Origin of the sequence: Algoriphagus confluentis (assembly GCF_036245625.1) — a bacterium.
GTDB classification, from domain to species: domain Bacteria; phylum Bacteroidota; class Bacteroidia; order Cytophagales; family Cyclobacteriaceae; genus Algoriphagus; species Algoriphagus confluentis.
Genome location: NZ_BTPD01000006.1, coordinates 239329 through 255819 on the forward strand (window position 1 = coordinate 239329; position 16491 = coordinate 255819).

At 38.7% G+C, this 16491-nt stretch carries 18 protein-coding genes; all 18 read left to right on the forward strand.

Annotation, left to right across the window (positions count from 1 at the left end):
• Nucleotides 1-289 precede the first annotated feature (289 nt).
• The 18 genes from AAA943_RS10885 (at nt 290) to AAA943_RS10970 (ending at nt 16488) form a co-directional block, all read left to right on the forward strand.
• Entirely contained in the window at nt 290-796 is a 507-nt protein-coding gene (locus AAA943_RS10885; protein WP_338224273.1) for a winged helix-turn-helix domain-containing protein, read from the forward strand.
• A 349-nt stretch (nt 797-1145) separates the two neighbouring features.
• The gene (locus AAA943_RS10890) at nt 1146-1922 is read left to right on the forward strand and encodes an ABC transporter permease (RefSeq protein WP_338224369.1); all 777 of its coding nucleotides are present in this window, start codon (nt 1146-1148) and stop codon (nt 1920-1922) included.
• Between the two features lie 146 nt (nt 1923-2068).
• Nucleotides 2069-2467, forward strand: a complete 399-nt coding sequence (locus tag AAA943_RS10895) for an endonuclease domain-containing protein (RefSeq protein WP_338224274.1) — start codon at nt 2069-2071, stop codon at nt 2465-2467.
• 996 nt (nt 2468-3463) lie between these two features.
• A complete protein-coding gene (locus AAA943_RS10900; RefSeq protein ID WP_338224275.1) occupies nt 3464-4066 on the forward strand; it encodes an ATPase in 603 nt (200 codons plus the stop codon).
• A gap of 833 nt (nt 4067-4899) precedes the next feature.
• A complete protein-coding gene (locus tag AAA943_RS10905; protein WP_338224276.1) occupies nt 4900-5271 on the forward strand; it encodes a nucleotidyltransferase family protein in 372 nt (123 codons plus the stop codon).
• Nucleotides 5272-5305: 34 nt separating this feature from the next.
• Complete coding sequence (locus AAA943_RS10910; RefSeq protein WP_338224370.1) at nt 5306-5596, forward strand: HepT-like ribonuclease domain-containing protein; 291 nt, start codon at nt 5306-5308, stop codon at nt 5594-5596.
• A 354-nt stretch (nt 5597-5950) separates the two neighbouring features.
• Complete coding sequence (locus AAA943_RS10915; RefSeq protein ID WP_338224277.1) at nt 5951-6892, forward strand: UDP-glucuronic acid decarboxylase family protein; 942 nt, start codon at nt 5951-5953, stop codon at nt 6890-6892.
• Nucleotides 6893-7317: 425 nt separating this feature from the next.
• Nucleotides 7318-8208 (forward strand): glycosyltransferase family 2 protein, encoded by an 891-nt coding sequence (locus AAA943_RS10920; protein ID WP_338224278.1) that lies wholly within the window; start codon nt 7318-7320, stop codon nt 8206-8208.
• Nucleotides 8189-8602 carry a GtrA domain-containing protein gene (locus AAA943_RS10925; RefSeq protein WP_338224279.1) on the forward strand — a complete coding sequence of 138 codons (414 nt, stop codon included), beginning with the start codon at nt 8189-8191 and terminating at the stop codon, nt 8600-8602. The genes AAA943_RS10920 and AAA943_RS10925 overlap by 20 nt, the downstream gene beginning before the upstream one ends.
• 1 nt (nt 8603) lies before the next feature.
• Entirely contained in the window at nt 8604-9191 is a 588-nt protein-coding gene (locus AAA943_RS10930; RefSeq protein ID WP_338224280.1) for a class I SAM-dependent methyltransferase, read from the forward strand.
• A complete protein-coding gene (locus AAA943_RS10935; RefSeq protein WP_338224281.1) occupies nt 9175-9957 on the forward strand; it encodes a class I SAM-dependent methyltransferase in 783 nt (260 codons plus the stop codon). Before AAA943_RS10930 ends, AAA943_RS10935 begins: the two co-directional genes overlap by 17 nt.
• Nucleotides 9932-11404 (forward strand): hypothetical protein, encoded by a 1473-nt coding sequence (locus AAA943_RS10940; RefSeq protein ID WP_338224282.1) that lies wholly within the window; start codon nt 9932-9934, stop codon nt 11402-11404. The genes AAA943_RS10935 and AAA943_RS10940 overlap by 26 nt, the downstream gene beginning before the upstream one ends.
• Nucleotides 11405-11444: 40 nt before the next feature.
• A complete protein-coding gene (locus AAA943_RS10945) occupies nt 11445-12704 on the forward strand; it encodes an ABC transporter ATP-binding protein (protein WP_338224283.1) in 1260 nt (419 codons plus the stop codon).
• Nucleotides 12705-12706: 2 nt separating this feature from the next.
• The gene (locus AAA943_RS10950; RefSeq protein WP_338224284.1) at nt 12707-13375 is read left to right on the forward strand and encodes a TylF/MycF/NovP-related O-methyltransferase; all 669 of its coding nucleotides are present in this window, start codon (nt 12707-12709) and stop codon (nt 13373-13375) included.
• A gap of 3 nt (nt 13376-13378) precedes the next feature.
• Nucleotides 13379-14113, forward strand: coding sequence for a class I SAM-dependent methyltransferase (locus AAA943_RS10955; protein ID WP_338224285.1), 735 nt, complete (start codon nt 13379-13381; stop codon nt 14111-14113).
• A complete protein-coding gene (locus AAA943_RS10960; RefSeq protein ID WP_338224286.1) occupies nt 14110-14886 on the forward strand; it encodes a DUF5672 family protein in 777 nt (258 codons plus the stop codon). Before AAA943_RS10955 ends, AAA943_RS10960 begins: the two co-directional genes overlap by 4 nt.
• A gap of 10 nt (nt 14887-14896) precedes the next feature.
• Nucleotides 14897-15631 (forward strand): glycosyltransferase family 2 protein, encoded by a 735-nt coding sequence (locus AAA943_RS10965; protein WP_338224287.1) that lies wholly within the window; start codon nt 14897-14899, stop codon nt 15629-15631.
• Nucleotides 15628-16488, forward strand: a complete 861-nt coding sequence (locus AAA943_RS10970) for a hypothetical protein (protein ID WP_338224288.1) — start codon at nt 15628-15630, stop codon at nt 16486-16488. The genes AAA943_RS10965 and AAA943_RS10970 overlap by 4 nt, the downstream gene beginning before the upstream one ends.
• Nucleotides 16489-16491 lie beyond the last annotated feature (3 nt).

Here is a 16491-nt window from a genome sequence, read left to right on the forward strand (position 1 = left end):
CCCCCTTCAGGGGGCTAGGGGGTGGGAGTGAAAGGGCGAAGCTTTCCAAACGTTCAATGTTCAAGGTTCAAGGTTCTACGTTCAACGTTAATCAACGGTACGTTCCTGCCAACGGCAGAACCACTCCAACGTAAAACTCAAAACGTAGAACGTCCAACGTCACGTTCCCGCCAACGGCATAACGCTCCAAGGGCACAACGCTCCAACGTTGAACCCAAAACGTAGAACTCCCAACCTCACGTCCCTGCAAAGGGCAGCACCGATTTAACCCTTTACCCCATCCCTCTCTTTGCTCGACTCCCTCGTCACATCCAAAACCCGAATCAAGCTTCTCCTGAAGTTCTTTTCCCATAGCAATTCAGGATACCTGCGCTCTTTGGCTAAGGATTTTGAGGAATCCACCAATTCTGTTCGGGTCGAACTCAACCGGCTGACAGAAGCGGGCTTATTGGTTACCGCAGAAGAGGGCAAAACCAAAATGTACAAAGCCAACGAAGGGCACCCCTTCTTTCATGAAATCAAAAATATGGTCTCCAAATTTTTGGGTTTGGATGATTTGATGGAGCGAATCGTAAAGCGAATGGGGGACGTGGACAAAGCCTATATCGTCGGAGATTACGCCCAAGGGATTGATTCAGGCACAGTCCAAATGATCCTTGTTGGAAAAAATCTGGATACCGATTACCTGAATTTTATCCGGGACAAGACCTACGAAAAAGTAAACAGAAAAGTCGAAGTAGAAATCCTCGATCAGGACCCAGGAGATATCATGGGAATTTTGATTTATGGAAAATAAAGGGGTTCAACGTTCAAGGTTCTACGTTAATCAACGTCACGTCTCTGCCGAAGGCAGAACCCCTTCAACCTAGAACCCAAAACGTTCAAGGTTCTACGTTCAACGTTAATCAACGATACGTTTCTGCCAACGGCACAACGCTCCAACGTCGAACTCAAAACGTAGAACGTCGAACGTCACGTCCCTGCCAAAGGCACAACGCTCCAATTGCACAACGCTCCAACGTAGAACTCAAAACGTAGAACGTCAAACATCACGTTCCTGCCGAAGGCAGAACCCCTCCAACCTAGAACCCAAAACCTTGAACACAGAACATTACAAAGTAATCGAACCCTCCTCCGGCTGGAAGATGGTGGACTTCAAAGAGCTTTGGAGATACAAGGATTTGCTTTATTTCCTTACACTCCGGGGGATAAAGGCCCGCTATGCCCAGTCCATTCTCGGGGTGTCTTGGGCGATTATCCAGCCCCTGTTCACTACGGTGGTCTTTACGCTGGTGTTTGGTGGCTTGGCCAAGGTGGACTCAGACGGAATGCCTTACATCCTGTTTTCCTACCTGGCTCTTTGGCCTTGGAACTACTTCTCCGGCACGCTTACCGAATCGGCCAATTCCCTGATTCAGAATGCCAATATGATCACCAAGGTCTATTTTCCCAGAATGGTGTTGCCTCTCTCGGCTATCCTGTCCAAGATGCTGGACTTTACCATTGCTTTTGTGGTCGTGGTGATTATGCTGATCTACTTCAAGCAAATCCCAGGTTGGGGGGTGCTGTATACCCCGCTTTTGATCCTCCAACTCCTGATGTGCAGCCTGGGAATAGGGATGTTTCTCTCTGCCTTGGCCGTGAAATACCGGGATGTGAAGCATGCGCTGACTTTCTTGGTCCAACTGCTGCTCTATGCCGCTCCGGTGGTGTATAGCACTTCCGCAGTACCGGCTGAATACCAAAAGTTCTATATCCTCAACCCCATGGTCGGCGTGATCGAAGGCTTCCGCGCCGCCTTCCTGAACAGACCAATGCCCTGGGAATGGATCTGGCCGGGAAGTATCGTAGCAGTGGTCGTGTTCGTGTTTGGGATGATGTACTTTAGAAAGATGGAGCGTACGTTCGCCGATGTGGCATAACCCCACCCCAACCCTTCCGCTGCGGCGTAGGGGAGTTGGTTTCATTTCCAAGACTTTATTTGTGAAAACATTATTTAATCTGAAAACACTACCCATTTCCCCCCTGAAGGGGGGCTAGGGGGGTAGAAAACAAGGAAGTTAAATTAATGTCCTACTCAGAAAATCTTTTTTACGGAGCTCCTCCAGAAATCCAAAGAAGAGCGAGAGAACTGAAGAAACAAATGACTCCCTCAGAGGAGGTTTTATGGAATTTTCTTAAGAATAAATCTCTTCAAGGATTAAAGTTTCGAAGACAACACCCCATTAAAAACTATATCGTGGATTTCTATTGCCATCAACAAAAGTTAGTGATTGAGGTAGATGGGAGTATACATGATCAAATAGATCAAAAAGAATATGATTTAGGGAGGACTAGCGTGTTAGAGGAATTTGGATTAATAGTAATCCGATTTCGAAACGAAGAGGTATTGGACAGTTTTGAAAGTGTAATTGAGCGAATTTTGGAGTATTTGATCCCACGTCAGCCCTCCCGCCATGGCGAATAGGTAGTCAGATTCGTTTCCAAAAGTAGAATTTACTATGCCGATTTAATTTTGAAATCGCTACCCATTCCCCCCTCAAGGGGGGCTAGGGGGGTAGAAAGATGAAGCGTACGTTCGCCGATGTGGCTTAACCTCCCCCAACCCCTCCTGAAGGAGGGGAGTTGGTTCAGTTTCCAGAAAAAAATGAATTTAGAATCTTTTGATTCTTAATTGTCTTTACATTCCCGCCTTTCCTCCCCCTTCAGGGGGTAAGGGGGGTGAACGAATCTTTGCCGATGTGGCATAACCCCACCCCAACCCTTCCGCTGCGGCGTAGGGGAGTTGGTTTCATTTCCAAGACTTTATTTGTGAAAACATTATTTAATCTGAAATCGCTACCCATTCCCCCCTCAAGGGGGGCTAGGGGGGTAGAAAGATGGAGCGTACGTTCGCCGATGTGGCTTAGGGGTTCGAAGTTCTATGTTCAACGTTCCACGTTAATCAACGTCACGTTCCCGCCAAGGGCATAACGCTCCAATAGTACAACGCTCCAACGTAGAACCCAAAACGTAGAACGTTCAAAGTTCAAAGTTCAAGGTTAATCAACGATACGTTCCCGCCAACGGCATAACGCTCCAACGTAGAACTCAAAACGTAGAACGTCCAACTTTGTCATGCTGAGCACCTGAGGGACGAGAGTCCCGAAGTCGAAGCCCCAAAACGTAGAACGTCCAACGTCACGTTCCCACCAACGGCACAACGCTCCAAGCTAGATCTCAAAACGTAGAACATTACATATTAAATACTAAACCCAAACTATCAATCAGCTCGTTTATAGTTTGGATAGGCTTAAGTAGATTTACATAATGAATCAGAAAACAAAAAAAATTGAGATTCAAAGCTTTCAAACTAGGATGAAGGCTGAAATGCCACGTATAAAAAAGGAAATTGAAACCTACGAAAAGGCGCTTAGAAAAGGTGTGCTGAAAAATCAACCTAATACTTCCCCTCAATTCAATCTTGGCTAATCCACGACTTTGGGTAGTAGCAGGATGCAATGGGGCCGGCAAGTCTTCTTTTTCTAAGTCACTTTTTGATTATCAATTGATTCCCTTCGATTACGATAAATACTTTCTAGATTATTATCATGAGCTTCAGCCATCTGATATTCAGGATCGAATGGCTCATAATCTAGCCTTCGAGGAGTTGAAAAGACAAATAGAAATAGCCGTAAACGATCGTAAGGATTTCGCTTATGAAACAAATTTTAATTCCACTCCACTTTTCTGGCCAGAGAAATTCAAAAAAGTAGGCTATAAGATTCACCTTATCTATTTTGTGTTAAATTCATTGGAAGAAGCCAAAAGAAGAGTTGCTATTCGAGTAGCCAATGGAGGACATTTCGTCCCGTCTTCTGAAATAGAAAAAAGATATTTTGAAGGCTTTTCTAACCTCAATATGTATTTTGCCTACTTCGATTCGGTTGACGTATTTGATTGCTCTACCTATAAAAAAGAGCCTCAGTTTTGTTTTTCTATTTCACATGGGAAGCTCTTATATAAAAAGCAATTTCCAAAATTCCTTGAATCATTGATTCCTGATGTTGCAAGACTCGTTGCTTAGTGGAGTTTATGTTTTGATTCACAAAATCTGTTCAACGTTAAACGTTAATCAACGGTACGTTTCTGCCAACGGCACAACGCTCCAACGTAGAACGTAGAACGTTCAACGTTCAAAGTTCAACGTTCAAAGTTCAACGTTCAAAGTTCAACGTTAATCAACGTCCCGTTCCCGCCAAAGGCACAACGCTCCGATGGCAGAACGCTCCAACGTAGAACGTTCAACGTTCAAAGTTCAAGGTTCTACGTTCAACGTTAATTAACGTTACGTCCCTGCCAACGGCACAACGCTCCAACGTAGAACGTTCAACGTTCAAAGTTCAAGGTTCTACGTTCAACGTTAATCAACGTTACGTCCCTGCCAACGGCACAACGCTCCAACGTAGAACGTTCAACGTTCAAAGTTCAAGGTTCTACGTTCAACGTTAATCAACGTCACGTCCCTGCCAACGGCACAACGCTCCAACGTAGAACCCAAAACGTAGAACGTCCAACGTCACGTCCATGCCAACGGCCGAAACGAATTAACCCTTAACAATTAACCCTTAACCTCTACCTTCTTCAGTTCGACAATTCATCAATTCGTCAATGAACCCCGAACCCTGAACCCCGAACTTCGAACCCTTAACAATTAACCCTTAACCCTTAACTCGCAGCTCTCCAGTTCGTCAGTTAAACAGTTCGACAATTCATCAATTCGACAATGAACCCCGAACCCTGAACTTCGAACCCTTAACCCTTAACCTCATCTTTCTCAATCCACCTGTTGGGAAAATAGGCCGGTCAATTCAAGCTTAAACCCTCAATTTTTTTTTAAATTCATTAAAAAGATAGCTAATGAAAGAAAACGCAGTGTTCGATCAAGTTTCAGAACCCCTTAGTTCGTATTACTCAAGGAATGAAGGACTTAATTTACTTTTGAAAAAAAGAACCGAACTGCTTGATTTATGCCATAAGCATCAGATCGAAAAGCTTTATGTCTTTGGTTCTGCTTTGGGCAATACATTTTCTGAAAACAGTGATTTTGATTTTTTAATCAGATTCAAAAATATTCCATTCGATCAATATACCGACCACTATTTTGAGCTTCATGAAGATCTAGAGCGTTTATTGGGTAGAAAGATCGACTTATTGACTGAAAATTCTTTGGGTAATAAATTCTTCAAGGAAAAAATTCTCTCTTCAAGGCTTCTACTTTATGTAGCTTGAATTAAAGAAATTACTCCTTGATATCACGACATCCATAGAGTCGATAGATACCTACTTAGGAAAAAAAAGAGACTTCCTGACATTTCAAAAAAAGAAAGTGCTTCGAAGGGCTGTAGAAAGAGAGTTGGAGATTATTGGAGAAGCTACCAATCGGATTCTGAAAATAGATCCTGATTTTCCCATTTCGGAGGCAAGAAGAATTGTGAATTTACGGAATTGGGTCATTCATACTTATGATTCAGTAGATCCGATAATTATTTGGGGAATTCTAAACAAAGACTTGCCTATCCTAAAAGAACAGGCCAAAAAGCTCCTTGAGGAATAATTAAATTGATCAGAAATTCAATCTTAATCCCAAAACCCTAAATGTTCAACGTTCAATGTTCCACGTTAATCAACGTTACGTCCCTGCCAACGGCACAACGCTCCAACGTAGAACCCAAAACGTAGAACGTCCAACGTCACGTCCATGCCAACGGCAGAAACGAATTAACCCTTAACAATTAACCCTTAACCTCTACCTTCTTTAGTTCGTCAATTCATCAGTTCGACAAAACGCCGAACCCTGAACCCCGAACTTCGAACCCTTAACAATTAACCTTTAACCCTTAACTCGCAGCTCTCCAGTTCGTCAGTTAAACAGTTCGACAATTCATCAATTAGACATTAAAAAACATCCTTGAAACGCATCCTCGTCACCGGCGGAGCCGGATTTTTAGGCTCTCATCTTTGTCAAAGACTCCTCCAGGAGGGCCATGAAGTACTTTGTGTGGACAATTTTTTTACCGGAAGAAGGCAAAATATCCACTCCATGCTCGACCATCCCAACTTCGAGATGCTCAGGCATGACATCACCTTTCCGCTCTTTGTGGAGGTGGATGAGATCTACAACTTAGCCTGTCCTGCCAGCCCGGTGCATTATCAGTTTGACCCGGTGCAGACGACCAAGACCTCCGTCATGGGCGCCATCAATATGCTGGGATTGGCCAAGCGACTGAAGATAAAGATCCTGCAAGCCAGTACTTCTGAGGTCTATGGGGATCCCGGGGTTCACCCCCAACCTGAATCCTATTGGGGCAATGTAAATCCCATCGGACCCAGGGCCTGCTACGACGAGGGTAAGCGCTGTGCGGAGACGCTATTCTTCGACTACCATAGACAGCATGGGGTAGAGATCAAAGTCATCCGGATCTTCAATACTTACGGACCCAATATGCAGCCCAACGATGGACGGGTGATCAGTAACTTTATCCTGCAGGCTTTGCGGAATGAACCCATTACCATATACGGGGATGGCAGCCAAACCCGCAGCTTTTGCTATGTTTCCGACCTGATCGAGGGGATGTATGGGCTGATGCAGACCTCAAAGGAGATTACTGGCCCAATCAATGTGGGCAATCCCACTGAGACCACCATGCTCGAACTGGCCCAACTTATCCTGGAACTCACTGGCAGCAAAAGCCAACTGGTCTTCAAAAACCTCCCTCAGGACGATCCTAAGCAGCGTAATCCCGATATCCGTCAAGCAGCCGAATTCCTCAACTGGAAAGCTCAAGTGGACCTAAAGGCCGGACTGGAGAAGACAATAGCGTATTTTGAGAAGGTAATGGGTCAAGGCTGATTTGAGGTAAACAAATTAGGGCCAAAAGTTCAACGTTCAAGGTTCTACGTTCAACGTTAATTGACGTCACGACCCTGCCAGCGGCATAATGCTCCAACGCTGAACCCAAAACGTAGAACGTTAAACCCTGTCAGGCTGAGCACCTGAGGGACGGGAGTCCCGAAGTCGAAGCCCCAAAACCCAAAACGTTCAACGTTCAAAGTTCATCGTTCAACGTTAATCAACGGTACGATTCTGCCAGCGGCACAACGCTCCAACCTAGAACCCAAAACGTAGAACGTTAAACCCTGTCAGGCTGAGCGAAGTCGAAGCCCCAAAACTTAGAACGTCTAACGTCACGTCCCTGCCCAAGGCAGCAATATTTCAACATTGAACCCAAAACGTAGAACGTAGAACCCAAAACCTCCAACCCTCAACCCATCCCTTTGACCCAATCTAAACCCCAAGCCATTTCCATCATCGTCCCTTGCTATAATGAGTCTATGGATGTACTAAATCATACCGTTTCAGTCATCCACGAGACCTTGGAGAAAAAGGGAATTGCTTTTGAGATCATCGTGGTCAATGACGGGTCAAAAGAAACTCCGGATAAATCCCAAATCCATATTCCTGTCCAACTGATTCATCATCCTGTAAACAAAGGCTACGGAGCTTCTTTGAAAACAGGTATCAAGCATGCCCGATACGATTGGATTGGAATTACGGATGCGGATGGAACCTATCCCAATCACTTGTTCGGCGAGTTGATTGACAAAGCAGCTGGAATGGATATGGTCATTGGTGCGAGAAAATGGGCCGATATTTCGTGGTCAAGAAAGATTCCGAAGCGAATTTTAACTTCATTCGCTTCATTCTTAAGCGGGCAAAAAATCCCTGATTTGAACTCAGGTATGCGCATTTTCAAAAAGGAATTGGCCGTTCAGTTTTGGAATTTGCTGCCAAAAGGCTTTTCCTTTACCTCTACCATTACCTTAGGTGCCTTGACCAACGATCATGAAGTAGCCTTTTATGAAATAAACTACTTCAAGCGAATCGGAAAGTCCTCGATTAGCCCAATCAACGATACGATTGTGTTCTTTACCCTGGTCACTCGACTCGCCTTGTACTTCAACCCCAAAAAGGTCTTTGTACCCATGAGCATGGTATTTATGGTTTTGGCCATCCTCAGGGGAATTCGGGATTATCAGCTTGTGGGTAGCTTAGGAGGCTTATGTTTGATTCTGTTTTTTTTCTCTTTTCAGTTCTTCTTCTTTGGATTGATTGCAGAGATTATCAATAAAACGCGAAGATTCCTTGTTGTCAACAAAAACATTTGAGGGAGACCTGATGGTAAAAGAAACCCTCTCAGGAGTTTCCAAAATGGCCCTTTGGGGAATACCGGGCTACTTGTTGGCTTTTGGCTTAAACTACGGGTTCAATGACCTGCTTCATTGGAATGTGTACTTGTCCTATTTTCTGGTAAGCGTGATAGTCACTACCCTTAACTTCTTTATTATCGACATGATTGTCTTCAAGGGAGATAAAGGGAAAAGTCTTAAAGTAAGAATCCTAGGCTATCTCTCGGTAGTGTACACCAGCAAAATGGGAGAATGGCTTTTTTATTCCGCATTGATTTGGGCTACAGCTTTTCACTATTTATGGGTGCAGTTGATTACGACTTTTAGTTTTCTTGTATACAAATACTTCTTTTTAAAAAAAGCATTCAGATAAAATGCCTGGATTACTTAGCCCTTATTTAAGAAATAAAAGAACTTCCATGGTATTACCCTATCTCAAGGGTGACATTCTGGATATTGGCTGCGGCCCAGGAAGAAACCGTGAATTAATGAGGGAAAGAAATATCCCATTTTCCTCATACACCGGAATAGAAATAGATGATAAACTAGTTCAAAAGCTTTCTGCTCAGTATCCTGATTCCAAATTTTATAAAGTTGATTTAGATTCTGAAAAAATTCCGGTAAATCAACAGTTTGATACGATAGTCCTTTTGGCAGTGATTGAACATGTATTCAATCTGAAATTCCTTTTCGGTCAATTACCAGATTTACTAAAGCCGGATGGAAGGATAGTTTTAACTACTCCTACACCTTTTGGAAATGATATTGTCCACAGAATAGGAACTTCCTTCGGCTTATTCGATAAAGAAGGAGGGCAAGATGATCATATTGCGATTTTTAATAAAAAGCGACTTGAAATACTTGGTGAAGAAGTAGGGCTTTCAATAATGAATTATAAAACATTTCAGCTAGGATGTAATCAATTAGCTGTTTATCAAAAGGTTGATGGCGGAATTGTCTAAAGATCAATCACATCACGAAATTAAAGATAAGGCTCTCTTTGATGCCATTTCTCCAAAGTATTTGGAAAAGGACTTGGCCCCACAAAGTTCTATCGCAAGAAAGCATCGGCTATTAAGTAGTTTGAAGGGAGTAAATTTCAATGAAAATACAAGGGTATTGGAAGTCGGGTGTGGGGCAGGCTTTTCAGTCAATTACTTGGATAAGCCTTATTTAGCCTACGTAGGAGTAGACTATTCCCAAGGATTAATTGACTATGCCAATCAATACAATTCTAAGCCCAAGGCTCAATTTATCTGTGCCAATATCAAGGAATACCAACCAGAGGAGAAGTTTGATGTCATCTTTATGATTGGAGTACTCCATCATTTTGACGATATGCAAGGCATCTTAGCCCATATTGTTTCTTTTTTGAAACCAGGTGGAGTTTTGGTGGCTAATGAACCTCAATCCAGCAATCCCTTGATTCAGGGCTTAAGAAACCTTCGGACTAAACTCGACAAAAGCTATTCAGATGATCAGGTACAATTGATTCCTGAGGATCTGAAAAGACTTTATGAGTCAGTCGGCTTAGAAAAAATCCAAGTATTCGGTCAAGGATATTTTTCAACACCTTTTGCAGAGGTGGTACTAAAACCAATGTGGTTATTGATTCCCCTATCTCAATTCTTTACTTTTATTGATGAATTAATAATGAAGTTTTTTGGAAGTCTAACTTTCTTCAGTTGGAATTGTGTAGCCTTTGGACGAACGAAAAGTGAAAAATAGTTTTTTAAGGAATAATCTTTGGATTATTGTTAATCTCTTGGTAATGTTTTGTTTCTTGATTTTGGCCAATGTAAACAGAATAACCAACCCAAGACCTCTACAAAAAGATTCTGCTGAATATTTGGAGTTGAGCTATCATTTGGCGTTTAATAAGACTTTTTCTTATGATGGTGTGATCCCCACTAATTACAGAGAACCAATAAGTAGTTTTTTGAATGCTGTCAATATTCATTTATTTACAGATATAAAAGATTCAATTGATGTAAATCAGCTTGGGCAAAACTTAAACTTAGTTTTGCAATTAACCCAAATAAACATTTTTTATTTATTTCTATTGTATATCGGAATTTGGTGGTTGCACTTTATCTTGACGGGATCTCATTCCTGGATGATTTTTTCTGCCTTTATTCCTATGACTTATTTTTCAATATCTACTACTTACTTAAAAAACTTATTGTCTGATTTACCATCTATAGTTTTATTTGTTTTTTCTGCTTGCGTCTTATTGTTAATTAATAGAGAACCAAAATATTGGAAGTCCATTTTACTTGCGATTTTATTGGGATTATTGATAATGTCTAAGGGAGTCTTTTATTATCTCGTTCCTATTTATCTTTTTTTGATGATAAGTCTAATTTGGTTTAAAGATGAGAGTCCGTTTAAGATTCAGAAAATCAAAATATTTGCTTTATCATTTCTTTTAACTTTCCTCACCATTCTACCATGGCAACTTAGGAACTATATTTACCTTGATGATTTTAGTTTGACCACTAGAGGAGGGACAATTCTTTTGCTAAGGGCTGAAATGGACCAGATGAATTCCGTGGAACGGGTCGGAATGTTCTATGTTTTTGCACCTGAAGTATTGAAGAAAGTTATTTTTGAGAAATATTTTGGATATGAAAAGGCAGATTACTTGGATGGAGGGAAGCTACAAAGACTTAATCGTGATTTGGAGCATGATTATAGGGCAATTGAGGCAGGTGATTATAATCAGTTAGTCAGTTTTTTAAGACGTTCAATGTTTATTTCCTTACCAATACTTCAAGCTGAGGCGAATCTGAAAGGACTTGATTCTGATCAATACATTAAAGAAGAATCATTAAAAACTATAAAAAATAATTGGCAATCACACATACTGACTTCAATTCCATTTGCTTGGAAAGGCTTGTGGTTTTATAAAGGCAATAATCTAGTATTTGTCCTTTTGATTGGCCTTTCCTATCTTGTTTTCTTCATCATGTTTATCAAATCACTCATATATTGGAAAATTGATTATTTGATTTTTTTCACATTGCCAATGCTTGTGTTTTTTTTTCATGTGCTATTGACACATAATATACCAAGATATATTTTGCCGATTGTTCCGTTTATATCATTGGGTTTAGTTCTGTTTTTGAAAGAGAAGTTTTCTGTGTATAGAAAAAGTAATTTGTTTAAGCTTTGATTTACCAATTTTATGATTCTTTAATCCATCCTTTTTGCTTATGAGTAAATCCGTAATCAAAGTAAGCAACCTCTCCAAGCGCTTCCGCTTAGGTCAGAAAGAAAAGCAAGCAAAGACTCTGATAGGGCAAGTGGCTTCGGTGATAAAATCCCCTTGGCAGAACCTAAAGCGACTTAAAGACCTTAATCGATTTCAAACCGAAGACGAATCTGTTTTTTGGGCCTTGAAGGATATTTCCTTTGAAGTCAAAGAAGGGGAAGTTTTAGGAATAATCGGGAAAAATGGGGCAGGTAAATCAACCGTACTCAAGATACTTTCTCAAATTACCGAACCCACCTCAGGGAAGATTGAAATTCACGGTAGAGTAGCTTCCTTGCTTGAGGTAGGCACTGGTTTTCATCCGGAACTTTCTGGTCGGGAAAATATCTACATGAACGGAACTATCCTTGGGATGACCCGCAGAGAAATTGACTCTAAATTGGATGAAATCATCGATTTCTCTGGAGTGGAAAAGTTTATTGATACTCCTGTGAAGTTTTATTCTTCCGGAATGAAAGTTCGCTTGGGGTTTTCTGTAGCAGCTCATCTAGACCCGGAAATTTTGATTATCGATGAGGTCTTGGCTGTGGGAGATTATGAATTCCAAAAGAAGTGTTTGGGAAAGATGGAGGATGTTAGTAGGAATCAAGGAAGAACTGTTTTGTTTGTTAGTCACAATATGGCTGCAGTTCAAAATTTATGTCAAAGTGCTATTCTTTTAAATTCTGGTGAAGTAACTGCTGAAGGAAGTCTGAATGAGGTTGTAAAAGTATACTTAAATCAATTTGATGGAATTCAACCTTCTAATTATTGGAAAAGTACTGTGCCTGATTTGACAAAGGCTTTCGAGTTTACTGAAATTTCTATAGCAATCAGTGGTCAACAACCAAATTTGGTTTTAGATTTAAATTTTAAATGTGTCTCGAATTATAAACACAAAGAAGGATTTGTTGCAATTGATATAAGTGCCCAAGATAATACAAATATATTTCAATCTATTTCTGAACCCAAATCAATTTTGAGATTTAATCCGAATTTAAGCCAATTCAATATTAAACTGAATTTACCTCCTTTAGTCCCTGGTTTATACAAATTATCGCTATGGGCTGGTTCTGATTATTCAGAAACACTAGATTGGAAAAAGAATATTCTTGGATTTGAAGTTGTTGAATCACCAATTAGCGGAAGGACATTTCCTCATTCACCGTTTAATAACGGATATTTTTGTCCAGAATCATTTGTTAGTAAGATTGAATTATGAAAATGTTAAAGATTAGAGTTTATAGATTTTTAAATGGTTTAAGGTTTAGAAGAAAATGTTCAATCATTTTTTCAAAGTATTCAAGATATACCATGATTCCAAGAAATATTTATATTTCAAATTTGGAGATTGCATCAGAATTTAAGGCTATTCCTGGAGATGTTGTAGAATGTGGGGTTTGGAAAGGAGGGATGATTGCTGGAATTGCTGAAGTAGTTGGGAAAAAAAAATATTTTTTGTTTGATAGCTTTGAGGGATTGCCACAAGCAGCTGAAATTGATGGAATAAATGCTATTAATTGGCAAAATAATACTTCAGGAGAAAATTATTTTGATAATTGTACAGCTGAGGAGCAATATGCAAATGAAGCGATGGTTCTTACTGGGTTTGATTTTAAATTAATTAAAGGTTGGTTCGACGAGACATTATCCCATACACCATTTGTTTCGAGCATTAGTATTTTGCGATTGGATGCTGATTGGTACGATTCTACTCTTACGTGTTTAAAATATCTGTTTCCTAAGGTATCAAAAGGGGGGGTTGTGATTATTGATGATTATTATACTTGGGATGGTTGTAGCCGAGCTGTACATTTTTATCTAAATAGTATAAACTCTTCTTCTAGGATTCAATCAAAAGATGGTGTCGCTTTTATCATTAAAAATGACTAACTTATGTATTTGCATAATGAAATAATTCATAATAAGGTTTCTGCTTCCATTATTCTTCCAAACGTATTTAAGCTTATAAAACCAAATTCAATTTTAGATATAGGTTGTGGAATAGGGACATGGCTTTCAGTAGCTAAGGATTTGGGAGTTCAGGAGGTATTGGGAGTAGATGGGGAAAATGTTAGCCCTAATTTATTAGCTAAGTACCTAGAAAAGAATGAGTTTTATCCTTATAATCTTTCATTACCATTGGACTTAGGGAGAAAGTTTGACCTGTGCCTTTGTTTGGAAGTAGCAGAACATTTGCCTCAAGAAGCAGCAGAAGCCCTTGTGGGAACTCTTGTTTGTCATTCAGATGTTATTCTTTTTTCTGCCGCTATACCTGGTCAAGGGGGGCAAAATCATCTTAATGAACAATGGCCAGAATATTGGGAAAAATTATTTAATCATTTTAATTTTGTCTTTTTTGATATAATTAGACCTTTGATTTGGGAGAATAATTCTGTGGATTTTTGGTATAAGCAAAATTTATTTCTAGTAGTAAGAAAGGATTCATATTTTAATTTTCCAGAAGCCTTCAGTTCGTTAAGTAAAATTCATCCTGATTTGTTGAAAAGTAAGAACTGCCAGATTGAAAGATTAGAGAAAAGAATTATTAGCCTTACAGATGGAAGGGTTAGTTGGAAGATCTATTTTGAGATAGTTAAAAAAAAATTTAAGAGATTTTTTTTAAGATGAATACAGTTGTTATTTTAATTATTGTTCATAAGAAAATCCCTACTTTTTTTGAGAAAATGTCGCTCATTCAATGTTTAAATATTCTAGGATCGCATCCGATTAAGCTTGTATGTCCCATTGGACTTGATGTGTCTGAATATTTGGAAGTTAATAAAGATCTTGAATTTGATTTTATTAATCCAAATTGGCATAGTAATTACACTATGTTTAATAGGTTGAAAATTTCTCCTTTTTTGTATGAAAGGTATAGAGATTACAATTATATAATGTTTTATGAGTTGGATTCTTGGGTTTTTAGAGATGAATTGTTATATTGGTGTAGTAAAGGCTATGATTATATTGGTGCTCCTTGGATTGGATTAAATGTTTATTCTTGGCTTTACATGAAGAATATTTATCCATTTGAGTTAAAGTTGATTTGGAAATTTTTAGATAAAAGTAAAATAAATATCGTTGGGAATGGAGGTTTTTCTCTAAGAAAAACTAAATCAATGTTGATTAACTCTAAATTATTTTCATTTCGTGGAAGAAATTGGGATTCTAATGAGGATTCTTTTTTCTGTCACTATGTTTCTTCGTTTAATAAGTTTTTTAAAGTAGCAGATTTTCCTAATGCATTAAAGTTTTCTTTTGATGTGTCACCTGATAAATCTTATCAATTGAATAATTTTGAATTGCCGTTTGGTTGTCATGGATTTTCTAGGTCAGATCTTCCGAATTACGTTAACAATTTCGAATTTTGGAGAGATCACATTTCTGAATTGAATCTATAAAGATCATTTCATGTTTTCGCCTTTTTTCTCAATTATTATTCCTTGTTTTAATTCTGAAAAGACTGTTTATAGGTGTGTTAAAAGTGTAATTAATCAAAGTTTTAGTAATTATGAAATTTTAATTATTGATTCTAAATCTTCTGATAATACATTGATAGAAGTAAGGCGCTTTAATGATTTCCGAATTAAAATTCATTCACATTTAGATTTAGGTGTGTATGATGCTATGAATAAAGGTATTAATTTAGCAAGAGGTCAATGGATCTATTTTTTAGGATCTGATGATGTGATTTATAGTGAGCATGTTTTTCAAAATATCTATAGATATATTTATAATGAAAATTTCTCTGTTATTTATGGTAATGTTAAAGTTTTTGGTGATGTTGGCTGGGCAAAAGATGGTGATATTTATGCAGGGAAGTTTTCGAAAAACAGGATGCTGTTTAAATCTATTTGTCATCAGTCCATTTTATATAAGCGAGATTTCTTGATTCTCAATAATCTTTTTTTTGATTTGCGTTATCCCGTATCTGCGGATTGGCATCTAAATCTACGTTGTAGAAGATTGACCAAATTTAAGTATGTGAATTTGATTATAGCAGTTTTCACTGCTGGAGGTATTAGCACACTAAAGAGAGACACCTTTCCAGAACAAATAAAGACGGAATTTGCGGACTTGTTTCCATCTCGTGGAGAGGTAATTCTTAATAAGATATTCAAATTGATTATTAGAATTTTTAAATGAGTTTATTTCGCAACCTTCAATACTATCGTTTTCTTTTTGAAAAGAGTACTGATTTAATTTATTTTCCAATTAAGAATAATCACATTCTCTTATTGACTGTTGCTTATAATAATGTTGAATTTGTAGAGTTGCAAATCAATTTATTAAGGAAATATTTCAAAGAAGATTTTATTCATTGTGTAGTAGATAACTCAACTTCACTTTCCGTTAGAAATGAATTGAAAGAAATCTGTAAGAGCAATTGGGTATTGTATTATGGCGTTCCGAAGACTCCTTTTTCTGATCATAAATCTCATGGTGCTGCGATGCATTGGGCATTTGTCAATGTGGTTAGAAAGATTAAACCCCCTATTTTTGGATACTTAGACCATGATATATTTCCATTCAAATCATTTGAAATTTCTGGAAAATTATTTCAAGGTGTATATGGTCGTGTAGTTAATAGCTATATCAAAGGAGGTGGCTATATGGAAGAAAGGACTAAAGATGTTCCGTATTGGTCGATTTGGGCAGGTTATTGTTTTTTTGACTTTTCACTTTTTAAAGGGTTATTTCCTTGGCATTTTAATTTTCTTTCAAAACATTTCCAGAAAAAGTACTATTTGGATACAGGAGGTGGTCTTTGGGATAGCGTTTATTCCAAAACAAAGTATCCTGGTATATTAGCTACCTATAGAAAGTTGAAAATTGATGAACTAGAAGGACAAGGTGATCAGAATGGTAATTTCGAAATTTTTGATGAGTCATTGATTCATTTTGTAAGTTTATCTAATTGGAGAGCCATATCTGATATAGAAAAGAAAAAAGAGATTTTGTTAGCAACAATTCATCGTTTGACTGAATTGAATTCTAATTAATAA

Bases quoted from the DNA above. Each gene is read 5' to 3' on its own strand.
- AAA943_RS10890 (WP_338224369.1), top strand. From the start codon at position 1,146: ATGGTGGACTTCAAAGAGCTTTGGAGATACAAGGATTTGCTTTATTTC.
- AAA943_RS10960 (WP_338224286.1), top strand. From the start codon at position 14,110: ATGAATACAGTTGTTATTTTAATTATTGTTCATAAGAAAATCCCTACT.
- AAA943_RS10935 (WP_338224281.1), top strand. From the start codon at position 9,175: ATGGCGGAATTGTCTAAAGATCAATCACATCACGAAATTAAAGATAAG.
- AAA943_RS10905 (WP_338224276.1), top strand. From the start codon at position 4,900: ATGAAAGAAAACGCAGTGTTCGATCAAGTTTCAGAACCCCTTAGTTCG.
- AAA943_RS10965 (WP_338224287.1), top strand. From the start codon at position 14,897: ATGTTTTCGCCTTTTTTCTCAATTATTATTCCTTGTTTTAATTCTGAA.
- AAA943_RS10970 (WP_338224288.1), top strand. From the start codon at position 15,628: ATGAGTTTATTTCGCAACCTTCAATACTATCGTTTTCTTTTTGAAAAG.
- AAA943_RS10950 (WP_338224284.1), top strand. From the start codon at position 12,707: ATGTTAAAGATTAGAGTTTATAGATTTTTAAATGGTTTAAGGTTTAGA.
- AAA943_RS10945 (WP_338224283.1), top strand. From the start codon at position 11,445: ATGAGTAAATCCGTAATCAAAGTAAGCAACCTCTCCAAGCGCTTCCGC.
- AAA943_RS10955 (WP_338224285.1), top strand. From the start codon at position 13,379: ATGTATTTGCATAATGAAATAATTCATAATAAGGTTTCTGCTTCCATT.
- AAA943_RS10930 (WP_338224280.1), top strand. From the start codon at position 8,604: ATGCCTGGATTACTTAGCCCTTATTTAAGAAATAAAAGAACTTCCATG.
- AAA943_RS10895 (WP_338224274.1), top strand. From the start codon at position 2,069: ATGTCCTACTCAGAAAATCTTTTTTACGGAGCTCCTCCAGAAATCCAA.